This is a genomic window from Mesorhizobium sp. L-8-3 (assembly GCF_016756615.1).
In the GTDB taxonomy this organism is placed as follows: domain Bacteria; phylum Pseudomonadota; class Alphaproteobacteria; order Rhizobiales; family Rhizobiaceae.
In genome coordinates this window covers 1,918,963-1,942,138 of record NZ_AP023262.1, presented here as the reverse complement: position 1 = coordinate 1,942,138, position 23,176 = coordinate 1,918,963, and the positions used below count along the sequence as shown (strand labels likewise).

Genomic DNA, 23,176 nt, shown 5'->3' with positions numbered 1-23,176 from the left:
CGCTGTTCGGACAAGCGCCCAAAGCAGAAAAACTCATTCTTTCCCTCCGCGCGCCTTGCGCTTCTGCATTCAAGAGTTCAATGTCCCTCTTGTAAAGCATGTGCGCGGGCGCCTCCGCAAACCAGAATTCCTTTCCGGATCAGATTAGAATAACTAAACTATGGCTCAGCGACTGCCGCCCCTCAACGCCCTCAAGGCCTTCGAGGCAGCGGCGCGCCATCTTTCGGTCAAGGCGGCCGCGGAGGAGTTGTTCGTTACTCCGGGCGCCGTCAGCCAGATGCTCAAGACGCTGGAGACCCATCTCGGGGTAAGGCTCTTCGAGCGGGTGAACCGGGGCATCCATCTGACGCCGGCGGGGCGCGACTACCTTCCATCCATCCGCAATGCCTTTCGCCAGATCGCGGACGCAACACGCCGTGTCGCCGCCTCGACCGACAGCGGCGTGCTGACGATCAGCGTCACGCCGTTTTTCGCGTCGGCCTGGTTGGTTCCGCGCATGAAGTCGTTCCAGGACGCGCATCCCGAGATCGATCTCCAGATCGTCACGAGTAACGCCGTGGTCGATTTCTCGCGCAGCGGCGTCGACGTGGCCATACGCCACGGTTTGGGGCGCTATGGCGGTCTTCGAAGCGACCGGGTCGTGGCGGTCGAAATGGTGGTGGTGGCCGCGCCCTCCCTGGTCGAGCGGCTCGGCCTGCCGGCCGGGGCGGAGGATCTGGTTCGTTGGCCGCATGTGCACGACGCCGAACGCAAGGGCTGGAGCCTATGGTTCCAGAGCAACGGGATCGAAGAACTTCGTGCTCCGCGGGGGCCGTCCTTCGACGATTCGAGCCTGTTGCTGAAAGCGGTGCTCGGCGGGCAGGGCGCAGGACTGTTGCCGGCTGCGATGGTCGCGGGCGAGGTCGAGGGCGGGCAACTCGTAAAGCTTTTGGAGGAGACCCACATGGAGGACTTCGCCTACTATCTGGTCTGCCCGGAAGTCACTCAGAACGATCCGAAGATCGCGACCTTCAGGGAATGGATATTGGGACGCTCTTGAGCGCCCGACACGGCAAGAGGTCAATCCAGCTATCGCAGCCCTCGGCCCTTTGTCGAACGTCGTCGCAGTGGCGTAGTCAGGTCGAAGTGCATCTGTCGCCCAAAGGCAGTTCGCTTCATAGGAAGACAGGCTGCCTCACCGCCTCGCTCCTTCGCCACTCAGGCTTTGCCCCGCATGAGATGATCGACCTCAACATCACGGTTCAGCGACTGCGGGATGGCATGAGCAAAGCGATTGAAGTCGCGGACTGACGCTCATTGTGAAGGATGCGTCCCTTCCAGCGGAAACTCCGCTCCGCCGGAAGGGTATCCGGCCGTTCGGCCGGAATTCCGATCATCGGATGATCTCGACGATCCTGCGATCCGCCGGGTCGACAATCACGGTCCGCCCGTCGACGACGACATATTGATAGGTCACATCGGGAACGTCGATCGGGTAGAGTTCAACGGTCTCGGGCACGGGCGTGCCGATATTGAGCTCGATTCCCGGCAGGTCGATCGAAGCCACCGGCTCGCGCTGCACATACTCCCGGATCACGGTCCGTTGCTCCGGCCGGATGATGACGGTGTCCTGGGCCATCGCGACGCCCGTTCCTGTCGCCAGCATTGTCGCCCCAATAAGCGCAATCCATGATCTCGAACGCATGGCTACCTCCTTGAGTTGGCCGCCCGCATCAGGGGCAAACACCCATTGCGCGGGTTCGTTCCAAGAAGCTCGGACCGTCTTTGGCTCATCCACTTCGTCTTCGGTCGATGGAACGGGATCTCGATCTGGCACGTTGGATGCATCTGGGGGGCCGGGCGAATAGTGACCGGCGACACGCCTGGTCCGAAGCCGGAGAAACGTGATTGAACGCCCCGGCGAAGCCTGGGAAACAAGATGATGAACCGGGCCGTGCCGAAGTCGCGCGCGCCGCTTCGTTGCGATATGTCGCCGATGATGAAGCCGGCATCCTCCGCAAGCGGTCCGGTCGCGGATTCTGCTTCCTGCTGGGTGCGCAGAAGATCGACGACGCCCGGACACTCACCCGCATTCGCGACCTCGCAATTCCGCCGGCCTGGACCGAGGTCTGGATCTGTCCCGACCGCAAGGGGCACATCCAGGCGAGGGGAAGGGACCAGCGGGGCCGGCGCCAATATCTCTACCATCCAGACTGGGTGCAGATGCGCGACGAGGCCAAGTTCTCGAGCCTGATACCGTTCGCGCGGGCCCTTCCTCGGTTGCGGCGCCATGTCGATCGGGACCTTCGAAGACGCGGATTGCCGCAAGCGCGGGTCATCGCGGCGGTCGTCTGGCTGCTCGACCGGACCATGATCAGGATCGGCAATGAAGCCTATGCGAAGGACAATGGCAGTTTCGGGCTGACGACGCTGCTCGATCGCCATGTCGACATATCAGGGTCGGCGATGCGGTTCTTCTTCAAGGGCAAGTCGGGCAGGGAGTGGCGGCTCGATCTCACCGACCGCCGCATCGCCAGGATCGTCCGGAACACGCAGGAGTTGCCCGGCCAGCAGCTGTTCCAATATCTGGATGAGGAAGGGAACCGGCTTCCTGTCACGTCCCAGGCGGTCAATGCCTATATCAGGGATGCATCCGATCCCCGCTTCAGTTCCAAGCATTTCCGAACCTGGGGCGCAACGGTGCGGGCGCTGGCGCTGTTCGCCCGCATGCCGCTTCCCGATAGCGCCGGCAAAGTTGCGTCGCTCCGCAACGAGATCATCGACGAGGTGGCCGCGTGCATCGGCAACACCCGGTCGGTGTGTCGCAGCGGCTACATCCATCCGCAGGTGATTTCCTCTTGGGAGAGCGGAACACTGCCTGCCGAACTGGAAGCGTGCCGACTGCCGAAGCATGACGGATTGCTGGACCGGGACGAACGGCGTGCACTGGCCTGGCTGAGGTCGCTCGAAGAAGTGGCCGGAGAGGTCTCCCGACGTGCCGCGCAGTGACCATGCTGATGGTCACAGTTGCAGTCTATTCGCCTCGGATCTGCTCGATCGGCGCATCCAATGTCCAGATCACGCCTTCCGGCGGAAAACCGAGATGCGCCGTGCCGTCCAGCGCGGCGGGCGTGATGCGCTCGAGCACGATCCTGCCGAAGCCGCCTTTGGACACGGTATCGACGATCGGCCCGCCGAGTTCCTGCCAGGTCAGCCGGAAGCGCTCGCCCGCGGTCCAGCGGATGCTGACGATGCCGTCCTTGCACGAAAGCGCGCCGTGCTTGGTGGAGTTCGTGGCGAGTTCATGAAAAGCCATGCCCAGGTTCTGAACCGCCTTCGTCGACAGTGTGACCGGCTCGCCCGATACCTGGATGCGACTGTCTTCCGTGAAAGGCCTGACCTGGCCGTCGATGAGGTCGCCGAGTTCAGCCCCTTTCCAGCCACCGCGGACCAGCAGGTCCTGCGAGCGCGCCAATCCGATCAAACGGTTGCGGAGCTGAAGTTCGAATACGGCGATGTCGTCGGCGCTCTTCCCGGTTTCCCTGACCATCGCCAGTATGACGGCAAACTGGTTCTTCACGCGGTGGTCGACCTCACGCATAAGCATCTGGATCCGGCGCTCGCTTTCCTTGCGTTCGGTGATGTCACGCGCGATCTTCGACGCGCCGATGACGGCGCCGGCTGCATTGCGGATCGGGGAAACCGTCAGCGAGATCGGTAGCTTCGCGCCGTCCTTGCGCACCCTGATCGTATCGAAATGTTCGACACGCTCGCCACGCCGCACGCGTGAGAGGATCAGCTCTTCTTCGTGCTGCCTGTCGGAGGGAATGAGCAAGCCTATGTGTTTGCCGACGATCTCTTCCGCACGGTAGCCGAACAGGCGCTCGGCTCCCGCGTTCCAGGTCTTGACGAAGCCGGACAAGTCCTTGCTTACGATCGCATCGTCGGAAGATTCGACGATTGCGGCCAGCCGATGAACCTCCTCATGATCCTGCAGATGGGCCGAGACGTCGACGAGGAGATTGATCGTCCCCGTCACCTTACCCGCAGGGTCTCGGGTCGGGGTGGAATGCACCAGGAACTCGCCCCAGCTACGATCCGGCCGCTCGCAGGCAACCCGGCATCCCGCAGGCGAGGAGTGGCTGCCCAATGCCGTCGCCACAGGTTGCTCATGGTCGGCGATGGAGTTGCCGTCGGCAAATCGCATGCGCCACAGGTCGCAGCTGTCGGCGGTGCCTGGCGCCGGCCGGTAGCCCAGCAGCTTTGCCGCCGCATCGTTGCAATAGGTGATGCGACCGTGCGCATCGGTCAGATAGGCTGCGACGGGAAGCGTGCCCAGAAGCTCGTTTTCAAGGTTGGACATCGCTTTGCTCACCGCGGTTCCGATTTTCAAACAGCCATATATCGTTGCCCGACACTACAGGACAAAGGGCTCTGTGAGCCGCCCGAACCTGTCGAGGCCGAATATCGCGCAACCGGCAAGCCGCCAGGTTCACTACCGAGCCCAATCGACAAACGGTCAGCTGCAAATTATCTACAAAACATGGGCCCACAAACAGAAGATACGTTGGCGGTCCGCATCAGCCGGACCCTGGCGGGGCGTCCGGGTCGCGTCCTTCGACCTCGCACGCCGGGCGGCCGGCGGCGCGACGACTTCGCCATCATCGGCTGGATCGACGGCGCGCCCAACCGCATCGTCCCCTGCCGTCAATGAAGGGCGCTCGCAGCAGCATGCGGCTGGCGTAGGGTCGACGACCTTCGCGGCCCCGTTCCGGAGGCCTGCCCGGCCATGCGTTGCCGAGGCGAGAGGGGTCGCCCTGCTTCCCGGCGCCAGCCCCCGGCTACACCTCCGACCGCTGCGCAATGCCTTATCAGCGGGCCCGGCCTGCCCCGGACAGAGGGCAACGTCGGCCGCTTGCGGTTGTGGCCGGCCATCCAACAAATAGGGGAGGCGGAGCGGATTCATTCTCCGTTTCGGCAGCTTTATCGCCGCGACCGCCGCGGGCATGCTCGCGAATGTGGCATCTTGGCATCCCGGTCCACGGGCGCTCGCCCGGCCGCCGGCGCAAGGGAGGGTCCGGTGACTGAGGATCCGGCCTCGATCAAACCGACTGTGCGCGAGAACGACCGCCCGCTGCCCCAGGGCTATCGGCAAGGCGTAATCACCGCGATCACGGTGATGCTGGGGTTCTCCCTCTATTTCCTCCGTTTCTGGAGCCTGGAGGCCACTGGAGACTGGACGCCGGCTTCCTTCTTGGCGGCAGTCCCTGTCTTTCTCTCCATCGCGTGCCTGTTCGTCGCCCTCTGGCGGTCGCTGCAGGTGGCGGACGACAGCGAGCCCGTCTATCGGGTAACGCTGCGCTGGTTTTTCTGGGGGGTGGTGCTGGCTTTCGTCGGCGTGCTGGCCGCGTCGGTCGCCTATGCCGGCATTGCCTGAGTTCATCCGGTCGAGGAGTGCGCCTCATGACCAGGGGTACTAAACGCGCCTTTTACCGCCCGGACGCATTCGTCGCCCCACCAACACCTTTGCCAAGCGCCGCTGCCTGAGTACTACCCTTGGGTTGTCTGGGGGGCGCGACGGGCAACGGGGCAAGCCAAGCGGCGTTTGGCGTCCCTCCTTTCGCGTCGTCGTGCCGGTCGCCGCGGCGGTCGCAATCACCGTCGCGACGGTCGCAGGCTCGCCTGGTTGTCAATGGCCAAGAGTGACGGCATCGCCCACGCCGCGCCTGCGGCCGCGGTCATTGGCGCACCGAACAGGATCGCCGCCATGCCGGGGGCTTCCCAGCGGCCGAAAACCTGCTTTGGAAGCAGGCGGGACGGGACCGTGACGAAGACGGTCGCGCCCATGGCCGCAGACGCCGCCGTTGACGGCAGCTACGACTTCACACGGCGCGAGGTCGCCTCGTCGACCAAGGCGCGGAGTTGCCTGAGCAGCGGATGCCGGTCGGTCTGCTTCACCCCGTAGGTCAGGTTGAAGGCATAGTCGAAATCGGGCGCATTGCGACCGACCAGGTGCTGGAGCATCGTTTCGAGCTTGTCGAAGCCTTTCGCCAGCACCGCCTCCGGCGTGGTCGCGGCGCTGTACTCGTCCCACAGGTCGAGAATCTCCCGCTGCAGGTCCCGCGGCAGCGGCGCGCACAGCCTGATCAGGTCGGCACGCTCGCGTTCGGCGCGCCCGTCATCGCCTTTCTGATGGATCGCGGGAACGTCGCCCGAAATCGCCTCGCCGAGATCATGGACGATGCATAGCTTGAGAAGCTTGAGGCGGTCGCACGCACCGAGTTCGCGGTCGAACATCATCACCATCAGGCAGAGCCGCCAGCTGTGCTCGGCGGTGCTTTCGGGCCGCCCCTCCGAAGTGATCCCGCTCCTCAGCGTGTTCTTCAGTTGCTCCGCAGCCTGGAGGAATTCGATGATTCCGACAAAGCGGGACGTTTCCAATTCTGGTTCGGATCGCATGGATGGAAGACTATTCGGCATTGCCGGCCGAGGCCATCCGCCGAATAATTTATGCGCGGCCATACGCATGCTCTCGCGCTCGTCGCATGCCGCCCCACGCGAGGCCTGAGGCGGCACAGCCAAGAATTCCGTTCAGTAATCCCCGAGCTTCATGCCGGGCTCATAGTCGATACCGTCTATATCCTTCACCACCGCCTGGCCGCAGCGCATCGTCTTGGTCTCGGCGTCGAAGCCGTAGGTCGGCGAGCCGAACAGATGCCAGCCCTTGTTCATCGCGGCCGTGACCTTGTGACAGAAGCTCGCATCGTCGGGGCCGGTGAGGAAGCGGTAGAGTTTCATGGATGTGTCCCCTTCTGTGCTGAACCCTTGGCAAGCAGCCTTTCGGCCTGTTCCAGATGCAGCCGCTCGACCATGCGGCCGTCGATCGAGATGACGCCCTTGCCGGCGTTGCCCGGCTCGGCGAAGGCCGCCACGATCTTCTCGGCTTCGGCGACTGCCGCCGGGGTCGGCGAGAAAGCCATATTGGCCGGCTCGATCTGCGCCGGATGGATCAGCGTCTTGCCGTCGAACCCCATGGCGGCAGCCTCCGCGCATTCGCGCCCGAAAGTCGCGAGGTCGCGGAAATCGTTGCTCACGCCGTCCAATATGTCGAGCCGGCCGGCACGAGCGGCCAGCACCATCTGCATCAGCCAGGGCATGAGATAGCGGCGGTCCGGCGTCATCAGAACGCCGGTTTCCTTGACGAGATCGTTGGTGCCCGCCACGAGGCAGGTGAGCCGCGCAGCCGGGTCGCGGCCGAGTTCCGCGATCGCGCCGAGGTTGAGCATCGCCCGCGGCGTCTCCACCATCGCCCAGAGCTTCGTCGGCACGTCGCTCTCATCGAGCAAGTCGCCGGCCTCGAGGACGTCGCGAGGCGCCTCGACCTTCGGCAGCAGGATGGCATCGGGCGCCAGTTCCATAGCGATCCGGAAATCCTCCGAGCCCCATTCGCCCGACAGCGCATTGACGCGGATGACCGTCTCGCAGGCCGGGCGCGCGGCGAAGAACGCCGCCAGCCGGTCGCGGGCGGCTGCCTTTTCGCCCGGCGCCACCGCATCCTCGAGATCGACGATGACCGCGTCGCAGGCGAGCGAGGCTACCTTCGACAGCGCCTTCTCGTTGACGGCGGGCACGTAGAGCACGGAGCGGCGGGGACGGGGGGTCTCCATGCCCGATCTATGCCGCCTGCAGCACGGCGTGGCAAGCCTGCACGATTTCTGCACGAAACTCCCGAAAATCTCCTCGATGCCGCCACGGTATGTGCCGCACCGCCTGCGACAAGGCGGCCATGACACGGCTTCTCTCCTTGCCACGGTCCGCCCTGCCCCGCCGCCTGCAACATGACGGCTGGTGGCTTTCCATTCCGCCCGCCACGCGCCCCTCGGGCAGCGTCGTCGCCTTCATCCCGGCCTCGCGGCCGAGCCGCATGAAAGCACGTCCGTGACGAACACCTTCCGTCCTGTCTTCTTCGGCGCGCTGCTGCTCGTGGTCCTTGCCGACTTCCTATTCTTCGGCCGCATGATCGGCGTCAGCCTGCTCATCTTCTGCGCGGCGGTCACGGCCGCGATGCTGATACTGCATCCGGCGGCAGCCCGCAGCCGGACAATCGTCTTCCAGCTCTGCCTGCTCGCCACAACACTTCTGCCGCTCGCGGAAAATGTCAGCCCGCTCTCCTTCGCGATCGCCGTCGTCGCGCTCTCGGCATTCGCTTTGTCGGTCGCCGGCCTGCTCAGGCCGGGCATACCGCGCATCGCCAGGCAGATCGCAGCCTTCCTGGTTGCAGCGCCGTTCGGCTTCCTTCTCGATTTCTTCCGGTGGCGGCGCAAAGGCGTACGAGCCAGTGCGGCACGGCTTGCCGCCTGGCTCCTGCCACTCGGCCTCGGCGCCGTCTTCGTCGCCCTGTTCGGCATCGCCAATCCCGTCGTTGAAGACTGGCTGTCGCGCGTCGACGTCTTCGCCCTGCTCGAGCATGTCGACGTCGCAAGGCTCGGCTTCTGGCTCTTCGTCCTGGTCGCCGTCTGGGCTTTCCTGCGGCCGCGGCTGGCGTATCTCCCCGCGCCACAACCACCATCGCCGTGGCTTGCGGCGACGCCGCAGGCCATCGCCCCTGACGCGACGCGCACCATCGGCCAACTCGTCTTCGGCAAGGCGGCGATCCTTCGCGCGCTCGTCGTCTTCAACCTGTTGTTCGCCGTGCAGTCGCTGCTCGACCTCGCCTATCTCTGGGGCGGCGCCACCCTTCCCGACGACCTCACCTATGCGGAATACGCCCATCGGGGCGCCTATCCGCTGATCGTCACCGCGCTGCTCGCCGCCTTTGTGCTCGCCGCCATGCGCCCAGCCGGCACGACGTCACGCGATCCCGTCATCCGGCGGCTCGTCTATCTCTTCATCGCCCAGAACGTCCTTCTGGTGATCTCCTCGATCCTGCGGCTCGACCTCTATGTCGGAATCTATGCCCTGACCTATTGGCGGGTCGCGGCCTTGGTCTGGATGGGACTGGTTGCGAGCGGCCTTGTCCTGATCCTTGCCCGCATCGCGCTCGAAAAATCGAACGGATGGCTGTTCGGCGCCAATCTTCTGACGCTTTCAGCCACCCTTTATGCGTGTTCCTTCGTCAATTTCGCCGCCCTGATCGCAAACTACAATGTGGACCATTCCTACGAGATGACCGGCCAAGGCGTTGCACTCGACCATTCTTATCTGAGATCGCTCGGTCCGGCAGCTTTCCCGGCAATCGACCGGCTGCTCGACCGCCGCGATCTCGCCGGCACGGACGCCTGGATCATGCTTTCGGCGACGCGCCAGAGCGCTGAGGACAGGTACCGGGAGACCCAACGGGACTGGCGCGCCCGCACCTTGCGCGGCTGGCGGCTGACCGCCTATCTCGATAGCCGCCCGCCGCAGCCGCCGGCACCGGTCACCCACCCCACGATGCCGGGCTACTGAAGCGATGTCGCACAGGATCCTCGTCGCCGACGATGACCAGCATATACGCGAGGTGATCTGCTTCGCGCTCGAAAAGGCGGGCATGACGACGACTTCGGTCCGCGACGGCGCTGCGGCCTTGCGGGAATTCGAGCGGCGGCCGCCCGATCTCATGGTGCTCGATGTCGGCATGCCGGAGATGGACGGGCTCGAAGTCTGCCGTCGCGTGCGGCGGCTGTCGGATGCCCCGATCCTGTTCCTGTCGGCCCGCGACGAGGAGATCGATCGTGTGCTCGGGCTGGAGATGGGCGGGGACGACTATGTGACGAAACCCTTCAGCCCGCGCGAGCTGGTCGCGCGCGTCAGCGTCATCCTGCGCCGCATGCGCAGCGCCACGTCTTCCGAAGCGGCGGATGAGACGGTGCTCACCCACGGTCGGCTCACCCTCGACCCCGCGCGCCATGTGGTGCTTTTCGGCGAAACGGCGCTGGCTCTCACCGCGCTCGAGTTCAGCATCCTCAAGACCTTGATCGCCCGTTCGTCGCACGTCCTGTCCCGCGAGACGATCATGGCCAATGCCTATGCCGTCAATATCCATGTCGCCGACCGCACGGTCGACAGCCATATCCGCAACATCCGCGCCAAGCTGGCGGCGGCCGGCTGCGCCGACGCCATCGAGACGGTACATGGCGTCGGCTTCCGCATCGGAAGATGCGGCGCGTGACGGGTTCATCGCTGCCCAGCAAATGGCGGCCGCGCCTCGCCACGATCGTCGTAGCCATCCTCGTCTTGGTCATGGCGCTGCCGCTCGTCGGCCTGTTCTTTTTCCGGCTCTATGAGAACCAGCTCGTCCGGCAGACGGAAGCGGAGCTGATCGCGCAAGGGGCGGTGCTCGCCGCCGTCTATGCGGAGAGGATCCGCGAAGCAGGGATCCCTGAAGCAGCATTCAGAGCAACACTTCCCGGCAAAGGAACAAGCGCCCGGCAGGCGACCTACCGCCCGATCGAGCCGCGCCTCGATCTCGCGGTCGACGCCGTGCTCGGGCGGCGGCCGGATGCCGTGCCCGCCGCTGCCGAGCCGCGCTTCGCCGCGATCGGGGCGAGCCTCACCGGCATCATCGACGAGACCAGGAACGTCACGCTCGCGGGATTCCGCCTGCTCGATCCATCGGGCGTGGTGATCGCGGGCCGGCAGGAAGTCGGCCAGTCGCTTGCCCATGTCGAGGAGGTGCGCGAAGCACTCGCCGGGCGTTATGCCAGCGCGCTGCGGCTCAGGGTCTCCGACCAGCCGGCACCGCCGCTCTATTCGGTGAGCAGGGGCACGAAGGTGCGCGTCTTCGTCGCCATGGCCGTTGAAGTCCAAGGCAAGGTGGCGGGTGTCGTCTATCTTTCGCGCACACCGAACAACATCGTGAAGCATCTCTATGGCGAACGCGGCAAAGTGGCGCTCGCCGCGATCGCCATTCTCGGCGGCACCTTGCTGATCGCCGCCCTGTTCCTGCGCGCCGTCAGCCGGCCGATATACGAGCTGATCGAGCGCACGCGCCGGATCGCCGGGGGCGAGCGCGACGCGATCCGGCCGCTCGACCATCACGGCACGCGCGAAATGGCGGAGCTCTCCAGCGCCTTTCTCGACATGGCGGGGAAGCTGCAGGCGCGCTCGGACGCGATCCGCACCTTCGCCAGTCATGTCTCCCACGAACTGAAATCGCCGCTGACCGCGATCCAGGGCGCGGCCGAGCTGCTGCGCGATTCCGGCGCGGAGATGGACGAAGCCGAGCGTCGGCACTTTTCCGGCAATATCGTCACCGATTCGGAACGGCTCAATCGGCTCGTGCGCCGCCTGCTCGAGCTGACGCGCGCAGAAAGCCTCGACGTGGGCCTGGAAACCACGTCCGCCGGAGAGGCACTGAGCCTTATGCCGCCCGTCGGCGGCCTGACGGTCAAGGCCGGCACCGGCGCGGAACTGCGCTTCCGCATGTCGGCGGAAAATGCCGGGATCGTATTCGCCAATCTCGCCGACAACTCGGCCAGGCATGGCGCGACGCGGTTCGGCATCGATGTCGGATCGGCCGGCGACCGCGTGATCTTCACCGTCACCGACGATGGGGACGGAATTTCACCCGGCAACCGGCACCATATTTTCGAGCCCTTCTTCACCACCCGCCGCGAGACCGGCGGCACCGGCCTGGGTCTCGGCATCGTCACGGCGCTGCTGAAAGCGCATGGTGGGGCGATCCGACTGGTTGACTCCGAACGCGGGACGCGCTTCGAGATCGTCCTGCCGGCCGCCTGAGCGCGCCGGCTTCGGCATGGCAGGACTGGGTCGTGGGAAGGACTGGGCATGGGCTATGATGTCGTGATCGTCGGCGGCGCGATCGTCGGGAGCTCGGTCGCCTATTATCTGCGCGAGGAGGGCTTTTCCGGCTCGATCGCGCTGATCGAGCGCGATCCGCAATTCGCCCATGCGGCGACGACGCTGTCCTGCGCCTCGATCCGCCAGCAGTTCTCCATCCCCGAGAACATTCGCCTGTCGCAGTTCACCCTGGCCCTGTTTCGCCGACTGGAAGAGGAGTTCGGCGCCGGCGCCGACATCGGCTTCCGCGAGAAGGGTTATCTGATTCTCGCCTCGGAGGAGGGCCTGCCGGTGCTCAAGGCCAACCATGCGATCCAGGCCCGCGAAGGCGCCGACATCCTGCTCGAGGACGTCGACGCCCTGACGCGCCGCTTCTCCTGGCTCTCCGGCGAGGGTATCGCCGCGGGCGCCTATGGTCGCAGCGGCGAAGGCTGGTTCGACGCCAATGACATGCTGACGCTGTTCCGCAGGGCGCTCAGGCAGAAGAATGTGGACTTCGTGACCGGCGAGGTGGCCGGCATCGAGCGTACCCGCAACAAGGTGACGGCGCTGACGCTCGCGAGCGGCGAGCGTCTCGGAGCCGGCACGATCGTCAACGCCGCCGGCCCGAATGCCGGCGCCGTGGCAGCCATGGCGGGGCTTGCACTGCCGGTCGAACCGCGCAAGCGCAACGTCTTCGTCTTCGAGGCGCGAGACCGCTTCGACGACATGCCGCTTCTGGTCGATCCGAGCGGCATCTATGTTCGCCCGGAAGGCTCGGTCTATATCACCGGCGGTGCCGAGCCCGAGGACGGCGAAACCGCCGCGGATCCCGCCGATTTCGATCCGGCCTGGCCCCTGTTCGAGGAGGTGATCTGGCCGGTGCTCGCCACCCGCGTCCCGGCCTTCGAGGCCATCAAGCCGACCCGCGCCTGGGCCGGCCATTACGACTACAACACGCTCGACCAGAATGCGGTGATCGGGCCGCATCCCGAAGTTTCGAACTTCATCTTCGCCAACGGCTTCTCCGGCCATGGGCTGCAACAGGCGCCGGCAGTCGGCAAGGCGCTCGCCGAACTCATCGTCCATGGCGGCTATCGCAGCATCGACTGCTCGGCCTTCGGTTATGCGCGCATTGCCGAGGGCCGGCCTTTCCGCGAGTTGAACGTGATTTAGGTTGCATCCGCATTTCTTCCGATACACTTCTGGCGCGAGATGCTCACAGAGCAAAAACAGAAGACGGCCTCTTCCGGGATAATGCTTGAACAATACTCGCGGTCATAAGAAAACGATCGATTGACGCTCGCCGGGAGCGCGTCCTACAGTGGGATGTGCTTTTTGGAAACGGCTCCCGCGTGCCGGGTCGTTTTCTCGAACCGCAGGCAACGTTGCCTGCCGCCTTGCCGGAAGCATCTCGACCGCGTGTACAGGCGCGCAGGCCGGACTGTTTGACAGCCCGCATCCCGAGTTGGGATTTCGAGGAGGCAATCGCCTTGTCGTCCGTCATCGCCGCCCCTGCGTCACGGCCAAGCATCCTCGCCACGGCTGCGTCTGGGAGCTGGCGCCATGTCGAGCGCCGCACGGACGCCGCCACGATCAAGGCTTGAACATCCGGCCGCGCTACGGCCGCAGCATGGAGGAAACGAAAGGGAGGATTACATGGCAAGCTGGCGTCCAGATGCGAGCTTTTACCCGTCGCCGCGCATGGCGGAGAAAGCCAAGCCCGAGAGCATCGCCTATGTCGCGATGTTCGATCCCCAGAGAAAGACACCTGACGGCATTGCCGTGGTGGATGTCGATCCGTCGAGCCGCTCCTATGCGAAGATCGTGGGATCGGTCGCCATGCCCAATGCCGGCGACGAGCTTCACCATTTCGGCTGGAACGCCTGTTCCTCCGTGCTGTGCCCGAACGCTCCCCATCCCCACGTCGAGCGGCGCTATCTGGTCGTGCCGGGCTTGCGCTCGTCGCGCATCCACATCATCGACACCAAGCCCGATCCCAGGAAACCGAAGATCGTCAAGGTCATCGAGCCCGAAGAGATCGCGGAAAAGACCGGCTACACACGGCCGCACACGATCCATTGCGGGCCCGAGGGCATCTATGTCACGGCGCTCGGCAATGCCGAGGGCAAGGCGCCCGGCGGCATCTTCCTGATGGACCATGAGAGCTTCGAGCCGCTCGGCCGCTGGGAGATCGACAGGGGACCGCAGCAATTCGCCTATGACGGCTGGTGGCATCTCGGGCACGATACTCTGGTGACGAGCGAATGGGGCACGCCCGACATGTTCGAGGACGGGCTCGTGCCCGAGATCCTGCTCGGCTCCAAATATGGCCGCCGCCTGCATTTCTGGGACCTGAACAAGCGCAAGCACCTGCAGGAGATCGATTTCGGCGAGGAGAACCAACTCGTCTTCGAACTGAGGCCCGCGCACGACCCGACCAAGGCCTATGGTTTCGTCAACTGCGTCATCAGCCTCAAGGACCTGTCGTCGTCGATCTGGACCTGGTACCGCGACGGCGACAAATGGGCGGTGAGGAAGATCATCTCGATTCCCGCTGAGCCGGCGAGCGAGGACGACCTGCCGCCGCTGCTCAAGGGCTTCAAGGCTGTGCCGCCGCTGGTTACAGACATCGACCTGTCCATGGACGATCGCTTCCTCTATGTCGCCTGCTGGGGGACCGGCGAGATGCTGCAATATGACGTCTCGGATCCGTTCAATCCGAAGCTTGCCGGCAAGGTGAGGATCGGCGGCATCGTCTCGCGCGCCGGTCATCCCGGCGCGAACAACGGCAAGCTCGGCGGCGGCCCGCAAATGGTCGAGGTCAGCCGCGACGGCAGACGGGTCTATTTCACCAACTCCCTCTATGGCGTGATCGACACACAGTTCTACGAGGGCGGCTTCGACGGCTGGATGGTGAAACTCGACGCCAAGCCCGATGGCGGCCTCGCCTTCGACGAGAAATTCTTCGTCGACTGGCCGAAGGGCCATCTGCCGCACCAGATCAGGCTGGAAGGCGGTGACTGCTCCTCCGATTCCTACTGCTTTCCGTAGGGCGCGGAAATGACCCACAGGGCATCGGGATGACCCAAAGGGCAGAGAGATGACGTCGAGCCTGGCGCCGTGGCTCGCCATTGCCGGGCTCGGCGCATTCCACGGGCTGAACCCGGCGATGGGCTGGCTGTTCGCAGTCGCCCTCGGCATGCATCGCAAGAGCCGGGCGACGGTATTTGCCTCGCTCGGGCCGATCATTCTCGGCCACGCTTTGGCAGTGGCAGCGGTTCTGGCCGCCGTGCTCGCTTTCGGGATCGTCATCGATCACGGCCGGCTCGGCCCATTGGCCGGCGCGGTACTGATCGGCTGGGCGGCCTGGCATCTGGCCTATGGCCATCGCCGCCGCGTGCGGATCGGCATGCAGACGGGCTTCCTTGGCCTCGCCATCTGGTCGCTGCTGATGGCGAGCGCGCATGGCGCCGGCCTGATGCTGCTGCCGGTGGTGATGCCGCTGTGCCTCTCGGGGACACCGGCAGCCGGTATCACCGCGCAGGCTTCGATCGGCACGGCTTTTGCCGCCCTCGGCGTCCATACCGGCGCGATGCTGGCGGTGATCGCCGCCATCTCGGTCCTGGTCTATGAATGGCTCGGCCTGGAGTTCCTGCGGAGAAGCTGGATCAATCTCGACTATCTCTGGAGCGCGGCCCTCGTGGCGAGCGGGGCGCTACTGGTTGTTTGGTGAATGGTGAATGGTGAATGGTGAATGGTGAATGGTGAAGAATAGATCGTAGTTCCCCGAGAAGGCCAACGACGAAGTCAGAACTTGGCCTCCGGGATCCAGAAAACTACCATTCACCATTCACCATTTCACCATTCACTACACCGGCAACGCCCCTCACACCGCCTCTGTCTATCAGTCGAAGTCGAAGAGCTCGCCGAGCAGCGACTTGCGTTTCTTGTAGGGACGGTGGTCGCCCCGATGCCGGTCGTCGCTGTCGTAGGAGCGATGCTCCCGGCGCTCGTACCGGCCCTCGTCACGCGGCGGCTGCCGGCCTTCGTCGCGCATGGCGGCACGCGGCCGCTCCTCGGGCGCCGAGCGCTCGATGATCTTGTCGAGCTCGCCACGGTCGAGCCAGACGCCGCGGCATTTCGGGCAATAGTCGATCTCGATGCCCTGGCGCTCGGCCATGACCAGATCGGCATTGTCGATAGGACACTTCATCGTCGTTCCTCTTTGAGCATCTGCGCTCGGGAGATAAGGAAGCGGAGGCAACATTCAAGGCTATGTGCGAGCGAGACGCTTGCGCTGGCTCTTTGATTCCGCTCCGGCCTTGTGTAAAGCGGGCCAGGACAATTTCCCGGAACGCAACCGACGGGTCTACGCAATGGACAAATTCACCAAGCTCACCGGCGTCGCCGCCCCCTTGCCGATCGTCAATGTCGACACCGATATGATCATCCCGAAGGATTATCTGAAGACGATCAAGCGCACCGGTCTCGGCGCCGGCCTGTTCGCGGAGATGCGTTTCCGCGAGGATGGAACCGAGAACCCGGATTTCGTGCTCAACAAGCCTGCCTACCGCAATGCGCAGATTCTCGTCGCCGGCGACAATTTCGGCTGCGGCTCCAGCCGCGAGCATGCGCCTTGGGCGCTGCTCGATTTCGGCATCCGCTGTGTGATTTCGACGAGCTTCGCCGACATTTTCTACAACAACTGCTTCAAGAACGGCATCCTGCCAATCACGGTCAGCCCCGAGGATCTCGACAAGCTGCTGGACGACGCGTCCCGCGGCTCCAACGCGACGCTCTCGGTCGACCTCGAGACCAAGGAGATCCGCGGCCCCGACGGCGGCGTCATCAAGTTTGACCTCGACGACTTCAAGCGGCATTGCCTGCTCAACGGGCTCGACGACATCGGCCTCACCATGGAGAAGGCCTCGTCGATCGCTGCCTATGAGCAGAAGGCTGCCACGAGCCGCCCCTGGGCCTGACCGCCGCGACGCTTTGCGCCGCATTCCTCGCGGCATTTGGACCGACCTTTCCGGCGGGCATGGACCCGCCCTCGATCCGGAGACGACGATGCGGGCTCTGAACCGCCTTGCGCTTGCGGCCGGCCTGTTGGTGTCGGCGACGGCTCACGCCCAGCAGGCGGCGCCGGAAGAGATCCCCTTCGAGGGCGGCAGGTTCACGATCACGGAGACCGCGGACCAGGACAAGATCCTTGCCTTTGACGGCAAGGAGATCGCCCGCAACTATGTCGTCTATCACGATCGGACCGTCACCATAGGCGGACGGCAGGTGGCGCTGTTTTCCGTCGGAGACGGCGGCAATGCCTGCGGCACGGCGACCGTGATCGCCTGGAAGCCGGAAAGCGGCGACATCAGGAGCGACATCGTCGGCGAGGACTGCGGTTCGCCGCCGGCCGCCGTCACCGGCGACAGCATCTATTTCGTGCCCTATCTCGTCCCAGGCGAATCCGCGCTGGCGGAAGTCTGGTCGCCCGATGAAGGCGTCAGGGTCGCCGGTACGCTGACCTTCACGCCGCAGCCGGGCACCCAATGGTCCGATCTCGATCCGTCCGGCCTGGACAACATCATCGACGCCTTGCGCAACGAAGCGATCTACCGGGACGCACAGAAGCTGCTCGGCTCGTCATTGACGGAGGTCATGACGGGCCTGCTTGTGGGCGGCGGGCCACAGATGCTGCCCTCGGGCATCATCCATGCCAGCGGCTGCGTGCCGCACGCCTGTGGCAGCGCCGACGCCTTCATGGCCATCGACGCCAGGGGCCAGAAACTCTACTTCGCGCAGGAAAGCGACCAGCCGGAGCCACGGACGTGGCCGGCCCTCGACGGATGGCCGGCCGATCTGAAGCAGGCGATGCACACCGCGTTCAATCCGCCGCAATAGGAGGACCTATGCGCAAGCTCATCTCCACCGGGTCGCCCTTCGAGAAGACGGCCGGCTATTCGCGCGCCGTCGTGCAGGGCGACTGGTGCTTCGTCGCCGGCACGACCGGCTACGACTATGCAGCCATGACAATGCCGGACAGCGTCGAGGACCAGACCCGCAACTGTCTTGCGACCATCGCCAAGGCGTTGAAGGACGGCGGTTTCGATATGGCCGACGTCGTGCGTGCCCGCTACTACATCACCGACCAGGCCTATGTGGACCGGGTCTTCCCGATCCTCGGCGAGATCTTCGGCGACATCCGGCCGGCGGCGACCATGATCGTATGCACGCTCAACAAGCCGGAAATGAAGATCGAGATCGAGGTGACGGCGCTGCGGCGGACGGCGTAGGCGGCTCTCGCCGGCCGCGCTTGCCATCGCGGATCGGACGCCAAACTCCCATCGCCCGGCGTCCGCTTCTGCTACTCCACTCTGAACTCCCCGCTCTTATTGAACAGAGCCTTGCCGTCGCGCTCTACGCCTGCCGTGACGCGATAGACGCCGGACGCCGGCGCACCCTTCTTGCCGCCGAAGGCCGAATAGTCCGCCTTGTTGCGGTCCATCGGGTCGCTGCGGGTGAGCGCGATCTCCTGTCCGTCCGGGCCGACGAGCCTGACGACGACCCTGTCGCTCCGGCGGAGATTGATGAACCAGGCCCAACCGACAATCGCCGGCGACGACGCCTTGGCCGCGGGCGGCGGCCCGGAAACCGACAGGGCCGCATGATCGATCGGCCCACCGGCCAGGCCGAGGGCGATGATCTGAGGACCCGCTTCGCCGAGTGCGTCGACGATTTCGGCCGAGAACAGCGGATGCCTGGCCTCGCCCTCGACGAGACAGCCGGCGGCGAGCGGCTTGCCCGTCACCGGGTCGACGTCCTCGCCGTTCCTGCGCACCGTGACATGGACATGCGGGAACTGGGCAAGGCCCGACGCGCCCACCGCACCCAGCCTCTGGCCCCGCTTCACGGTCTCGCCCGGCTGCACCAAGAGGCTGCCCTGGCGCATGTGACAGTACTGGACCTCGATGCCTTCGCCATGATCGACGATCATCCCGTTGCCGCACTCCTTGCCGGATACGGAAGTGCGGTCGGCCTGGCTGGTCACCAGCCGGTCGGGCTCGCCGTCGCGCAGCCGCAGTACCTTGCCATCGGCCATGGCCACCACAGGAACGCCGCGTTCGACGTCGGCCATCGACAGGATGCGCAGGTCGGTGCCGTCATGGCCGTCATAGGTGGCGGTCCCGCAGAACGGGTCGACGGCGGCCGAACCCTTCTCCATGTCTGGATATTGCTGGACGAAGCAATCCTGCCCGATCCGGCACAAGGCCGGCAGGTCCAGGTCCAGCGCGAATACGGCCCGCCCGCTCAAAAGCACGAGGCCGCACGCGGCCAGCAATCGAATGATTGCCGTCCTATTCATGCGGGGGAAGGTAGAATGGTTCCGCAACGGAGGGAACCGGCATCGCCGAAAGAAGATGGACCGTTTCCTCCTTGCGCATCGGGGCCCGCGCGGTTAGCAAGAGCGCGGTTTTCCGCAGAATTTCGAAGAGGGTTCTCCATGGCATCGCGCAAACTTCTCCTCCTGCCCGGCGACGGCATCGGTCCCGAGGCGATGGCCGAGGTCAAGAAGCTGATCGCGGTGATGAATGCCGATCTCGGCGCCGGCTTCGAGACCGAGGAAGGCCTGGTCGGCGGGTCGGCATACGACGCCCACGGCAAGGCCATCTCGGAGGACGACATGGCCAAGGCGCTCGCCGCCGATGCCGTGCTGTTCGGCGCGGTCGGCGGGCCGAAATGGGACGGCGTCGCCTATGAGGTCCGTCCTGAGGCCGGCCTGCTGCGGCTGCGCAAGGACATGCAGCTCTTCGCCAATCTGAGGCCGGCGATCTGTTATCCCGCGCTTGCCGCGTCCTCGTCGCTGAAGCAGGAGGTGGTCGAGGGTCTCGACATACTGATCGTGCGCGAATTGACCGGCGGCGTCTATTTCGGCGAGCCCAAGGAGATCATCGATCTCGGCAACGGCCAGAAGCGCGGCATCGACACGCAGGTCTACGACACCTTCGAGATCGAGCGCATCTCGGGCGTCGCCTTCGAGCTGGCGCGCACGCGCAAGAACAAGGTGTGCTCGATGGAGAAGCACAATGTGATGAAGTCGGGCGTGCTCTGGAAAGAGGTCGTGGCCCAGACCCACAAGGCGAAATATTCCGACGTCGAGCTCACCCACATGCTGGCCGATGCCGGCGGCATGCAGCTCGTTCGCTGGCCCAAGCAGTTCGACGTGATCGTGACCGACAACCTGTTCGGCGACATGCTGTCCGACGTCGCTGCCATGCTGACGGGTTCGCTGGGCATGCTACCCTCGGCCTCGCTCGGCGCGCCCGACGCCAGGACCGGAAGCCGCAAGGCGCTGTATGAGCCGGTGCACGGTTCCGCCCCCGACATCGCCGGCAAGGGCGTCGCCAATCCGATCGCCATGATCGCGTCTTTCGCCATGTGCCTGCGCTACTCCTTCGGCATGGTCGCCGAAGCCGACCGGCTGGAGGCGGCGATCTCGGCCGTCCTGGACGAGGGCCTGCGCACCAGGGACATCCTGTCGGAAGGCAAGACCGAGATCGGCACAGCCGCGATGGGTGACGCCATCGTCGCGCATTTCCGCGCCGCCTGAGCGCGGGGGATAACGCTCTTACAGAAAGAGGGCCGGAAAGCCGTTTTCCGGCCCTTTTCTAATAGAAGCCTATGAAACGGCCCGCGACCAGCACGCAGAGCCAGAGCGCCGCCGAGAAGATCACCTGCAGCCGCAAGGGGGCGGGAAGATTGCCGGACTTGGCGACCCGTGCCTCGAGCCGGCGGAAAAGCAGGAAGTTGAGGATCGCGATCGCCACCAGGACCATCTTCAACAGGAACACCGGCGAGGCCGCGTAGTCCCTTGCCCTGACGGCGAACAAGGTCGCTCCGGTCAGCACCGCGCCGGCGAAGGCGACAAATGCCACACGCCGCAGCAGGGCGACGAACGGCGCGGCGGGGACAGAACCAAAGGCGCCAAGCACCCTGAGATCCATCAACAGGACGCTGGTCACCAGGGCGCCGATCAACAGGATGTGCAGTGCGTTGACGAGCGGGTAGGCGACAAAGGAGCTCTTCAGCGCCAAAACCGGCGGCAGCCCCTCGATCGCCGCGAGAATATCGGCCATTCCCGACCGGATCAGTCTGACGGCGCCCGGTTGGGATAGACGTCGTAGGTCTTGCCGCCGACAATGATGCGGACCGCCTTCATCCGCCGTTCCGCCTTGTCGAGCGAACGGTTGCCGATCGCCGTAACCTCATCGCCCGGCTTGGCCGAGGCTTCCGTGAAGCCTGCCCGCTCGGTGGCCCGGGGCGGGGCGAGCTCGACCTTCCAGATCTCTCCGTCGACATCCACATCGAGCGTTGCATGCGGGTTCCCGACATAGACCTTGCGGATGACGCCCTTCAATTCGGACAGTTCTTCCACCGTCCAGGACCAGCCGTGATGGGCGAGCGCGGGGACGGCGCCCGCTCCGGACAGGGCGAGAGCGAGGCAGATCAGGCGGACATTTGCCAGCATTGTCGTCATGGTCGTCTCCCTGCGAGATGCAAGGAACTTATGGCCCGCGGCTGCATGGTCAAATCACATAGAAAGGAGGCCGTCCCCAGTTCCGAGCTTTCAGGCATCCGGCGTTTCGACCGGAACTGTGTCGAACCGGACGCCCGTCGGCACGGGTCCCCATTGGTTCTCGTGCTTCTGCGAGGGAACCAGGCCGAACACGAATGTTACGATCGCGCCGACGATGCTGAACACGACCGACAGCACGATCGGGAGGAGCGAGAACCATCCGGACAGGCCGATGTCGTGCAGCCTGCGGACCAGCAATGCGAGCGTGGGCAGGAAGGTGGCAAGCTGGACCACCACAACCAGAACGACGCTGACGACCGGCCATTCGCTGCCGGATTGGAAATTGCCGAGCCCGAAATCCGCCGCCGCAGCGGCGGCTGACACCGCGAACAGGCCGAGCCAGTAGAACAGGACGTAGCCCCAGAATTCCTTGCGGCGCGCGCGTCCCCTGAAATTCACGTAGTTTCTGGTGATCCCTCTCCAGAAATAGCCCCAAAGCCCCGTGTCCTCCGCATCGCTTGCCGCTGCAGACCGGCCGAATCGGCCCACGGCGCCAGCGCCTGTCCCCGGCATTTCGTCCCGCGTGATGAAAATCTCGCGGGCGGCGTCGCCGTCCGGCAGGAATTCGAGCGGCGTGCCCCTGCCGATCGGCGCATGTTGGCGCAACTCGCCACGGTCGAAGGAGTAACGCTTGCCGTCAGCGCCGGCTATGAAGCCGATTCCCAGTTCTTCGTCGAAATGCAGCACCTCCCCGCGCATGATCACTCCCCCCGACCGCCGCTCAGCCTGACGGCTTTCCTGTTATCTCCAGCAGGAAGGCTCATTCGCCGATGGATCTTTGTCAATGACATCGGGCACGGTTGACATGGACGAGACTCCTCGTCTATGAGCCAGTCGCAAATTCGGGCGCGTCCTCGGGCGCGCCCTTAATGTTCGGCCCTCGACGGGCCCTGACCCACGGGCTAGACCAATGAAGATCAAGAATTCGCTCAAGGCACTGAAGAGCCGTCACCGCGACAACCGCATGGTTCGCCGCAAGGGCCGCGTCTATATCATCAACAAGTCGGCTCCCCGCTACAAGGCGCGCCAGGGCTGATCTCCCGCCGGAGGCGTTTTGCTTCCGGATCGGCGAGGGCAATCCCGCATCACGCGGATTTCAGTTTGACCTTCCGCCGAGCGAAGTTAGACTCCGGGCATGCGGAGCGCATTCGCCTGCTTTCTGTTTCTGATTCTTGCCGGCGCCGGGCCGGCAATGGCTGCTGATTCCGGCAGCGATGCATCCGGCCAATCAATCGTCCAGACCGATGAGAACCGCCTCGACGGGCTGTTCGCGCAGCTCAAGCGCGAACGCAATGAAAAGGCCGCCGAGCGAATCGCGGGCAGGATCTGGCAGGAATGGTTCAAGTCGGGCAGCGCTTCCATCGACCTGATGATGTCATGGTCGAATGATGCGATCGAAGCCAAGAAGTTCGACGTCGCGCTCGATTTCCTCGACCAGGTGGTGACGCTCGACCCGGACTATCCGGAAGGCTGGAATCGCCGCGCCACCGTTCACTTCATGATGAACAACTACGCCAAGTCGATGGCCGACATCGAACACACGCTGGAGCTCGAGCCGCGCCACTTCGGTGCGCTCTCGGGGATGGCGCAGGTCCTGAAGAACACCGGTCGCAAGCAGCTCGCGCTCAATGCCTATCAGCGCGTACTGGAAATCTACCCGATGATGCGCAGCGCCCAGAACGAAGTGGCGACGCTGTCGGAGGAACTGGCGGGCGAAGGCATTTGATGGAAGGACGCCGTCGCGCCAGTTCCCTGCGCCAAGGCTCCTTTCGCACTTTTTTCCTTGCTTCGTCTCGCCCC

27 protein-coding genes are annotated in these 23,176 nt (G+C 64.7%); 16 read left to right on the top strand and 11 right to left on the bottom strand.

Annotation, left to right across the window (positions count from 1 at the left end):
• Positions 1 to 160 precede the first annotated feature (160 nt).
• Positions 161 to 1,039: a transcriptional regulator GcvA gene (gcvA, locus tag JN302_RS09130; RefSeq protein ID WP_202332653.1), complete on the top strand. Its 879-nt coding sequence runs from the start codon at positions 161 to 163 to the stop codon at positions 1,037 to 1,039.
• Between the two features lie 333 nt (positions 1,040 to 1,372).
• Here the strand turns inward: gcvA and JN302_RS09125 are convergent, their stop codons facing one another.
• Positions 1,373 to 1,684, bottom strand: a complete 312-nt coding sequence (locus JN302_RS09125; RefSeq protein WP_244743110.1) for a DUF1236 domain-containing protein — start codon at positions 1,682 to 1,684, stop codon at positions 1,373 to 1,375.
• A 203-nt stretch (positions 1,685 to 1,887) separates the two neighbouring features.
• Between JN302_RS09125 and JN302_RS09120 the strand changes: the two genes are divergently transcribed.
• Positions 1,888 to 2,988, top strand: a complete 1,101-nt coding sequence (locus tag JN302_RS09120; RefSeq protein WP_202332652.1) for a DNA topoisomerase IB — start codon at positions 1,888 to 1,890, stop codon at positions 2,986 to 2,988.
• A gap of 25 nt (positions 2,989 to 3,013) precedes the next feature.
• Here the strand turns inward: JN302_RS09120 and JN302_RS09115 are convergent, their stop codons facing one another.
• Complete coding sequence (locus tag JN302_RS09115) at positions 3,014 to 4,342, bottom strand: sensor histidine kinase (RefSeq protein WP_244846261.1); 1,329 nt, start codon at positions 4,340 to 4,342, stop codon at positions 3,014 to 3,016.
• 717 nt (positions 4,343 to 5,059) lie between these two features.
• Between JN302_RS09115 and JN302_RS09110 the strand changes: the two genes are divergently transcribed.
• Positions 5,060 to 5,416 (top strand): hypothetical protein, encoded by a 357-nt coding sequence (locus JN302_RS09110; protein ID WP_202311411.1) that lies wholly within the window; start codon positions 5,060 to 5,062, stop codon positions 5,414 to 5,416.
• 218 nt (positions 5,417 to 5,634) lie between these two features.
• On the opposite strand, the gene JN302_RS09105 is transcribed toward JN302_RS09110, so the two are convergent.
• From JN302_RS09105 to JN302_RS09090, 4 genes are all read right to left on the bottom strand, one after another.
• On the bottom strand, positions 5,635 to 5,826 hold the full coding sequence (locus JN302_RS09105) for a hypothetical protein (protein WP_202311409.1): 192 nt from the start codon (positions 5,824 to 5,826) through the stop codon (positions 5,635 to 5,637).
• Between the two features lie 27 nt (positions 5,827 to 5,853).
• On the bottom strand, positions 5,854 to 6,438 hold the full coding sequence (locus JN302_RS09100) for an HD domain-containing protein (protein WP_202311407.1): 585 nt from the start codon (positions 6,436 to 6,438) through the stop codon (positions 5,854 to 5,856).
• A gap of 132 nt (positions 6,439 to 6,570) precedes the next feature.
• On the bottom strand, positions 6,571 to 6,777 hold the full coding sequence (locus JN302_RS09095; RefSeq protein WP_202311405.1) for a DUF1737 domain-containing protein: 207 nt from the start codon (positions 6,775 to 6,777) through the stop codon (positions 6,571 to 6,573).
• A complete protein-coding gene (locus JN302_RS09090) occupies positions 6,774 to 7,646 on the bottom strand; it encodes an HpcH/HpaI aldolase/citrate lyase family protein (RefSeq protein ID WP_202311403.1) in 873 nt (290 codons plus the stop codon). Before JN302_RS09090 ends, JN302_RS09095 begins: the two co-directional genes overlap by 4 nt.
• A 271-nt stretch (positions 7,647 to 7,917) precedes the next feature.
• Here JN302_RS09090 and JN302_RS09085 point away from each other — a divergent pair, with 271 nt between their 5' ends.
• From JN302_RS09085 to JN302_RS09055, 7 genes are all read left to right on the top strand, one after another.
• Positions 7,918 to 9,426 carry a DUF4153 domain-containing protein gene (locus JN302_RS09085; RefSeq protein WP_342215933.1) on the top strand — a complete coding sequence of 503 codons (1,509 nt, stop codon included), beginning with the start codon at positions 7,918 to 7,920 and terminating at the stop codon, positions 9,424 to 9,426.
• Between the two features lie 4 nt (positions 9,427 to 9,430).
• On the top strand, positions 9,431 to 10,129 hold the full coding sequence (locus JN302_RS09080; RefSeq protein WP_202332651.1) for a response regulator transcription factor: 699 nt from the start codon (positions 9,431 to 9,433) through the stop codon (positions 10,127 to 10,129).
• Positions 10,117 to 11,700: a sensor histidine kinase gene (locus JN302_RS09075; RefSeq protein ID WP_202311401.1), complete on the top strand. Its 1,584-nt coding sequence runs from the start codon at positions 10,117 to 10,119 to the stop codon at positions 11,698 to 11,700. Before JN302_RS09080 ends, JN302_RS09075 begins: the two co-directional genes overlap by 13 nt.
• Before the next feature lie 48 nt (positions 11,701 to 11,748).
• Entirely contained in the window at positions 11,749 to 12,915 is a 1,167-nt protein-coding gene (locus JN302_RS09070; RefSeq protein ID WP_202332650.1) for an NAD(P)/FAD-dependent oxidoreductase, read from the top strand.
• Positions 12,916 to 13,187: 272 nt separating this feature from the next.
• Positions 13,188 to 13,346: a hypothetical protein gene (locus JN302_RS09065; protein WP_202332649.1), complete on the top strand. Its 159-nt coding sequence runs from the start codon at positions 13,188 to 13,190 to the stop codon at positions 13,344 to 13,346.
• Between the two features lie 52 nt (positions 13,347 to 13,398).
• The gene (locus tag JN302_RS09060) at positions 13,399 to 14,793 is read left to right on the top strand and encodes a selenium-binding family protein (protein ID WP_202332648.1); all 1,395 of its coding nucleotides are present in this window, start codon (positions 13,399 to 13,401) and stop codon (positions 14,791 to 14,793) included.
• Positions 14,794 to 14,842: 49 nt separating this feature from the next.
• Positions 14,843 to 15,475 carry a hypothetical protein gene (locus JN302_RS09055; RefSeq protein ID WP_202332647.1) on the top strand — a complete coding sequence of 211 codons (633 nt, stop codon included), beginning with the start codon at positions 14,843 to 14,845 and terminating at the stop codon, positions 15,473 to 15,475.
• A gap of 171 nt (positions 15,476 to 15,646) precedes the next feature.
• On the opposite strand, the gene JN302_RS09050 is transcribed toward JN302_RS09055, so the two are convergent.
• A complete protein-coding gene (locus tag JN302_RS09050) occupies positions 15,647 to 15,955 on the bottom strand; it encodes a TFIIB-type zinc ribbon-containing protein (RefSeq protein ID WP_202332646.1) in 309 nt (102 codons plus the stop codon).
• Positions 15,956 to 16,118: 163 nt separating this feature from the next.
• Here JN302_RS09050 and leuD point away from each other — a divergent pair, with 163 nt between their 5' ends.
• The 3 genes from leuD to JN302_RS09035 all read left to right on the top strand — a co-directional run bounded on the left by leuD (position 16,119) and on the right by JN302_RS09035 (position 18,035).
• A complete protein-coding gene (gene leuD, locus JN302_RS09045) occupies positions 16,119 to 16,724 on the top strand; it encodes a 3-isopropylmalate dehydratase small subunit (protein WP_202311396.1) in 606 nt (201 codons plus the stop codon).
• A gap of 88 nt (positions 16,725 to 16,812) precedes the next feature.
• Entirely contained in the window at positions 16,813 to 17,643 is an 831-nt protein-coding gene (locus JN302_RS09040) for a hypothetical protein (RefSeq protein WP_202332645.1), read from the top strand.
• An 8-nt stretch (positions 17,644 to 17,651) separates the two neighbouring features.
• On the top strand, positions 17,652 to 18,035 hold the full coding sequence (locus JN302_RS09035; protein WP_202311393.1) for a RidA family protein: 384 nt from the start codon (positions 17,652 to 17,654) through the stop codon (positions 18,033 to 18,035).
• A 71-nt stretch (positions 18,036 to 18,106) separates the two neighbouring features.
• On the opposite strand, the gene JN302_RS09030 is transcribed toward JN302_RS09035, so the two are convergent.
• Positions 18,107 to 19,081, bottom strand: coding sequence for a M23 family metallopeptidase (locus tag JN302_RS09030; protein WP_202332644.1), 975 nt, complete (start codon positions 19,079 to 19,081; stop codon positions 18,107 to 18,109).
• A gap of 162 nt (positions 19,082 to 19,243) precedes the next feature.
• Between JN302_RS09030 and leuB the strand changes: the two genes are divergently transcribed.
• Entirely contained in the window at positions 19,244 to 20,350 is a 1,107-nt protein-coding gene (gene leuB / locus JN302_RS09025; RefSeq protein ID WP_202311390.1) for a 3-isopropylmalate dehydrogenase, read from the top strand.
• A 58-nt stretch (positions 20,351 to 20,408) separates the two neighbouring features.
• Here leuB and JN302_RS09020 read toward each other — a convergent pair whose 3' ends face one another.
• From JN302_RS09020 to JN302_RS09010, 3 genes are all read right to left on the bottom strand, one after another.
• Positions 20,409 to 20,876 carry a hypothetical protein gene (locus JN302_RS09020; RefSeq protein WP_202332643.1) on the bottom strand — a complete coding sequence of 156 codons (468 nt, stop codon included), beginning with the start codon at positions 20,874 to 20,876 and terminating at the stop codon, positions 20,409 to 20,411.
• 11 nt (positions 20,877 to 20,887) lie between these two features.
• Positions 20,888 to 21,277, bottom strand: a complete 390-nt coding sequence (locus JN302_RS09015; RefSeq protein WP_446720718.1) for a DUF6152 family protein — start codon at positions 21,275 to 21,277, stop codon at positions 20,888 to 20,890.
• A 90-nt stretch (positions 21,278 to 21,367) separates the two neighbouring features.
• Positions 21,368 to 22,075 (bottom strand): DUF805 domain-containing protein, encoded by a 708-nt coding sequence (locus JN302_RS09010; protein WP_202332642.1) that lies wholly within the window; start codon positions 22,073 to 22,075, stop codon positions 21,368 to 21,370.
• A 211-nt stretch (positions 22,076 to 22,286) separates the two neighbouring features.
• On the opposite strand from JN302_RS09010, the gene ykgO reads away from it, so the two are divergent.
• Both ykgO and JN302_RS09000 read left to right on the top strand, forming a co-directional pair.
• A complete protein-coding gene (gene ykgO, locus JN302_RS09005) occupies positions 22,287 to 22,412 on the top strand; it encodes a type B 50S ribosomal protein L36 (RefSeq protein ID WP_202311386.1) in 126 nt (41 codons plus the stop codon).
• Positions 22,413 to 22,511: 99 nt separating this feature from the next.
• Complete coding sequence (locus JN302_RS09000; protein WP_202311384.1) at positions 22,512 to 23,102, top strand: tetratricopeptide repeat protein; 591 nt, start codon at positions 22,512 to 22,514, stop codon at positions 23,100 to 23,102.
• The last annotated feature ends 74 nt before the right edge of the window (positions 23,103 to 23,176 follow it).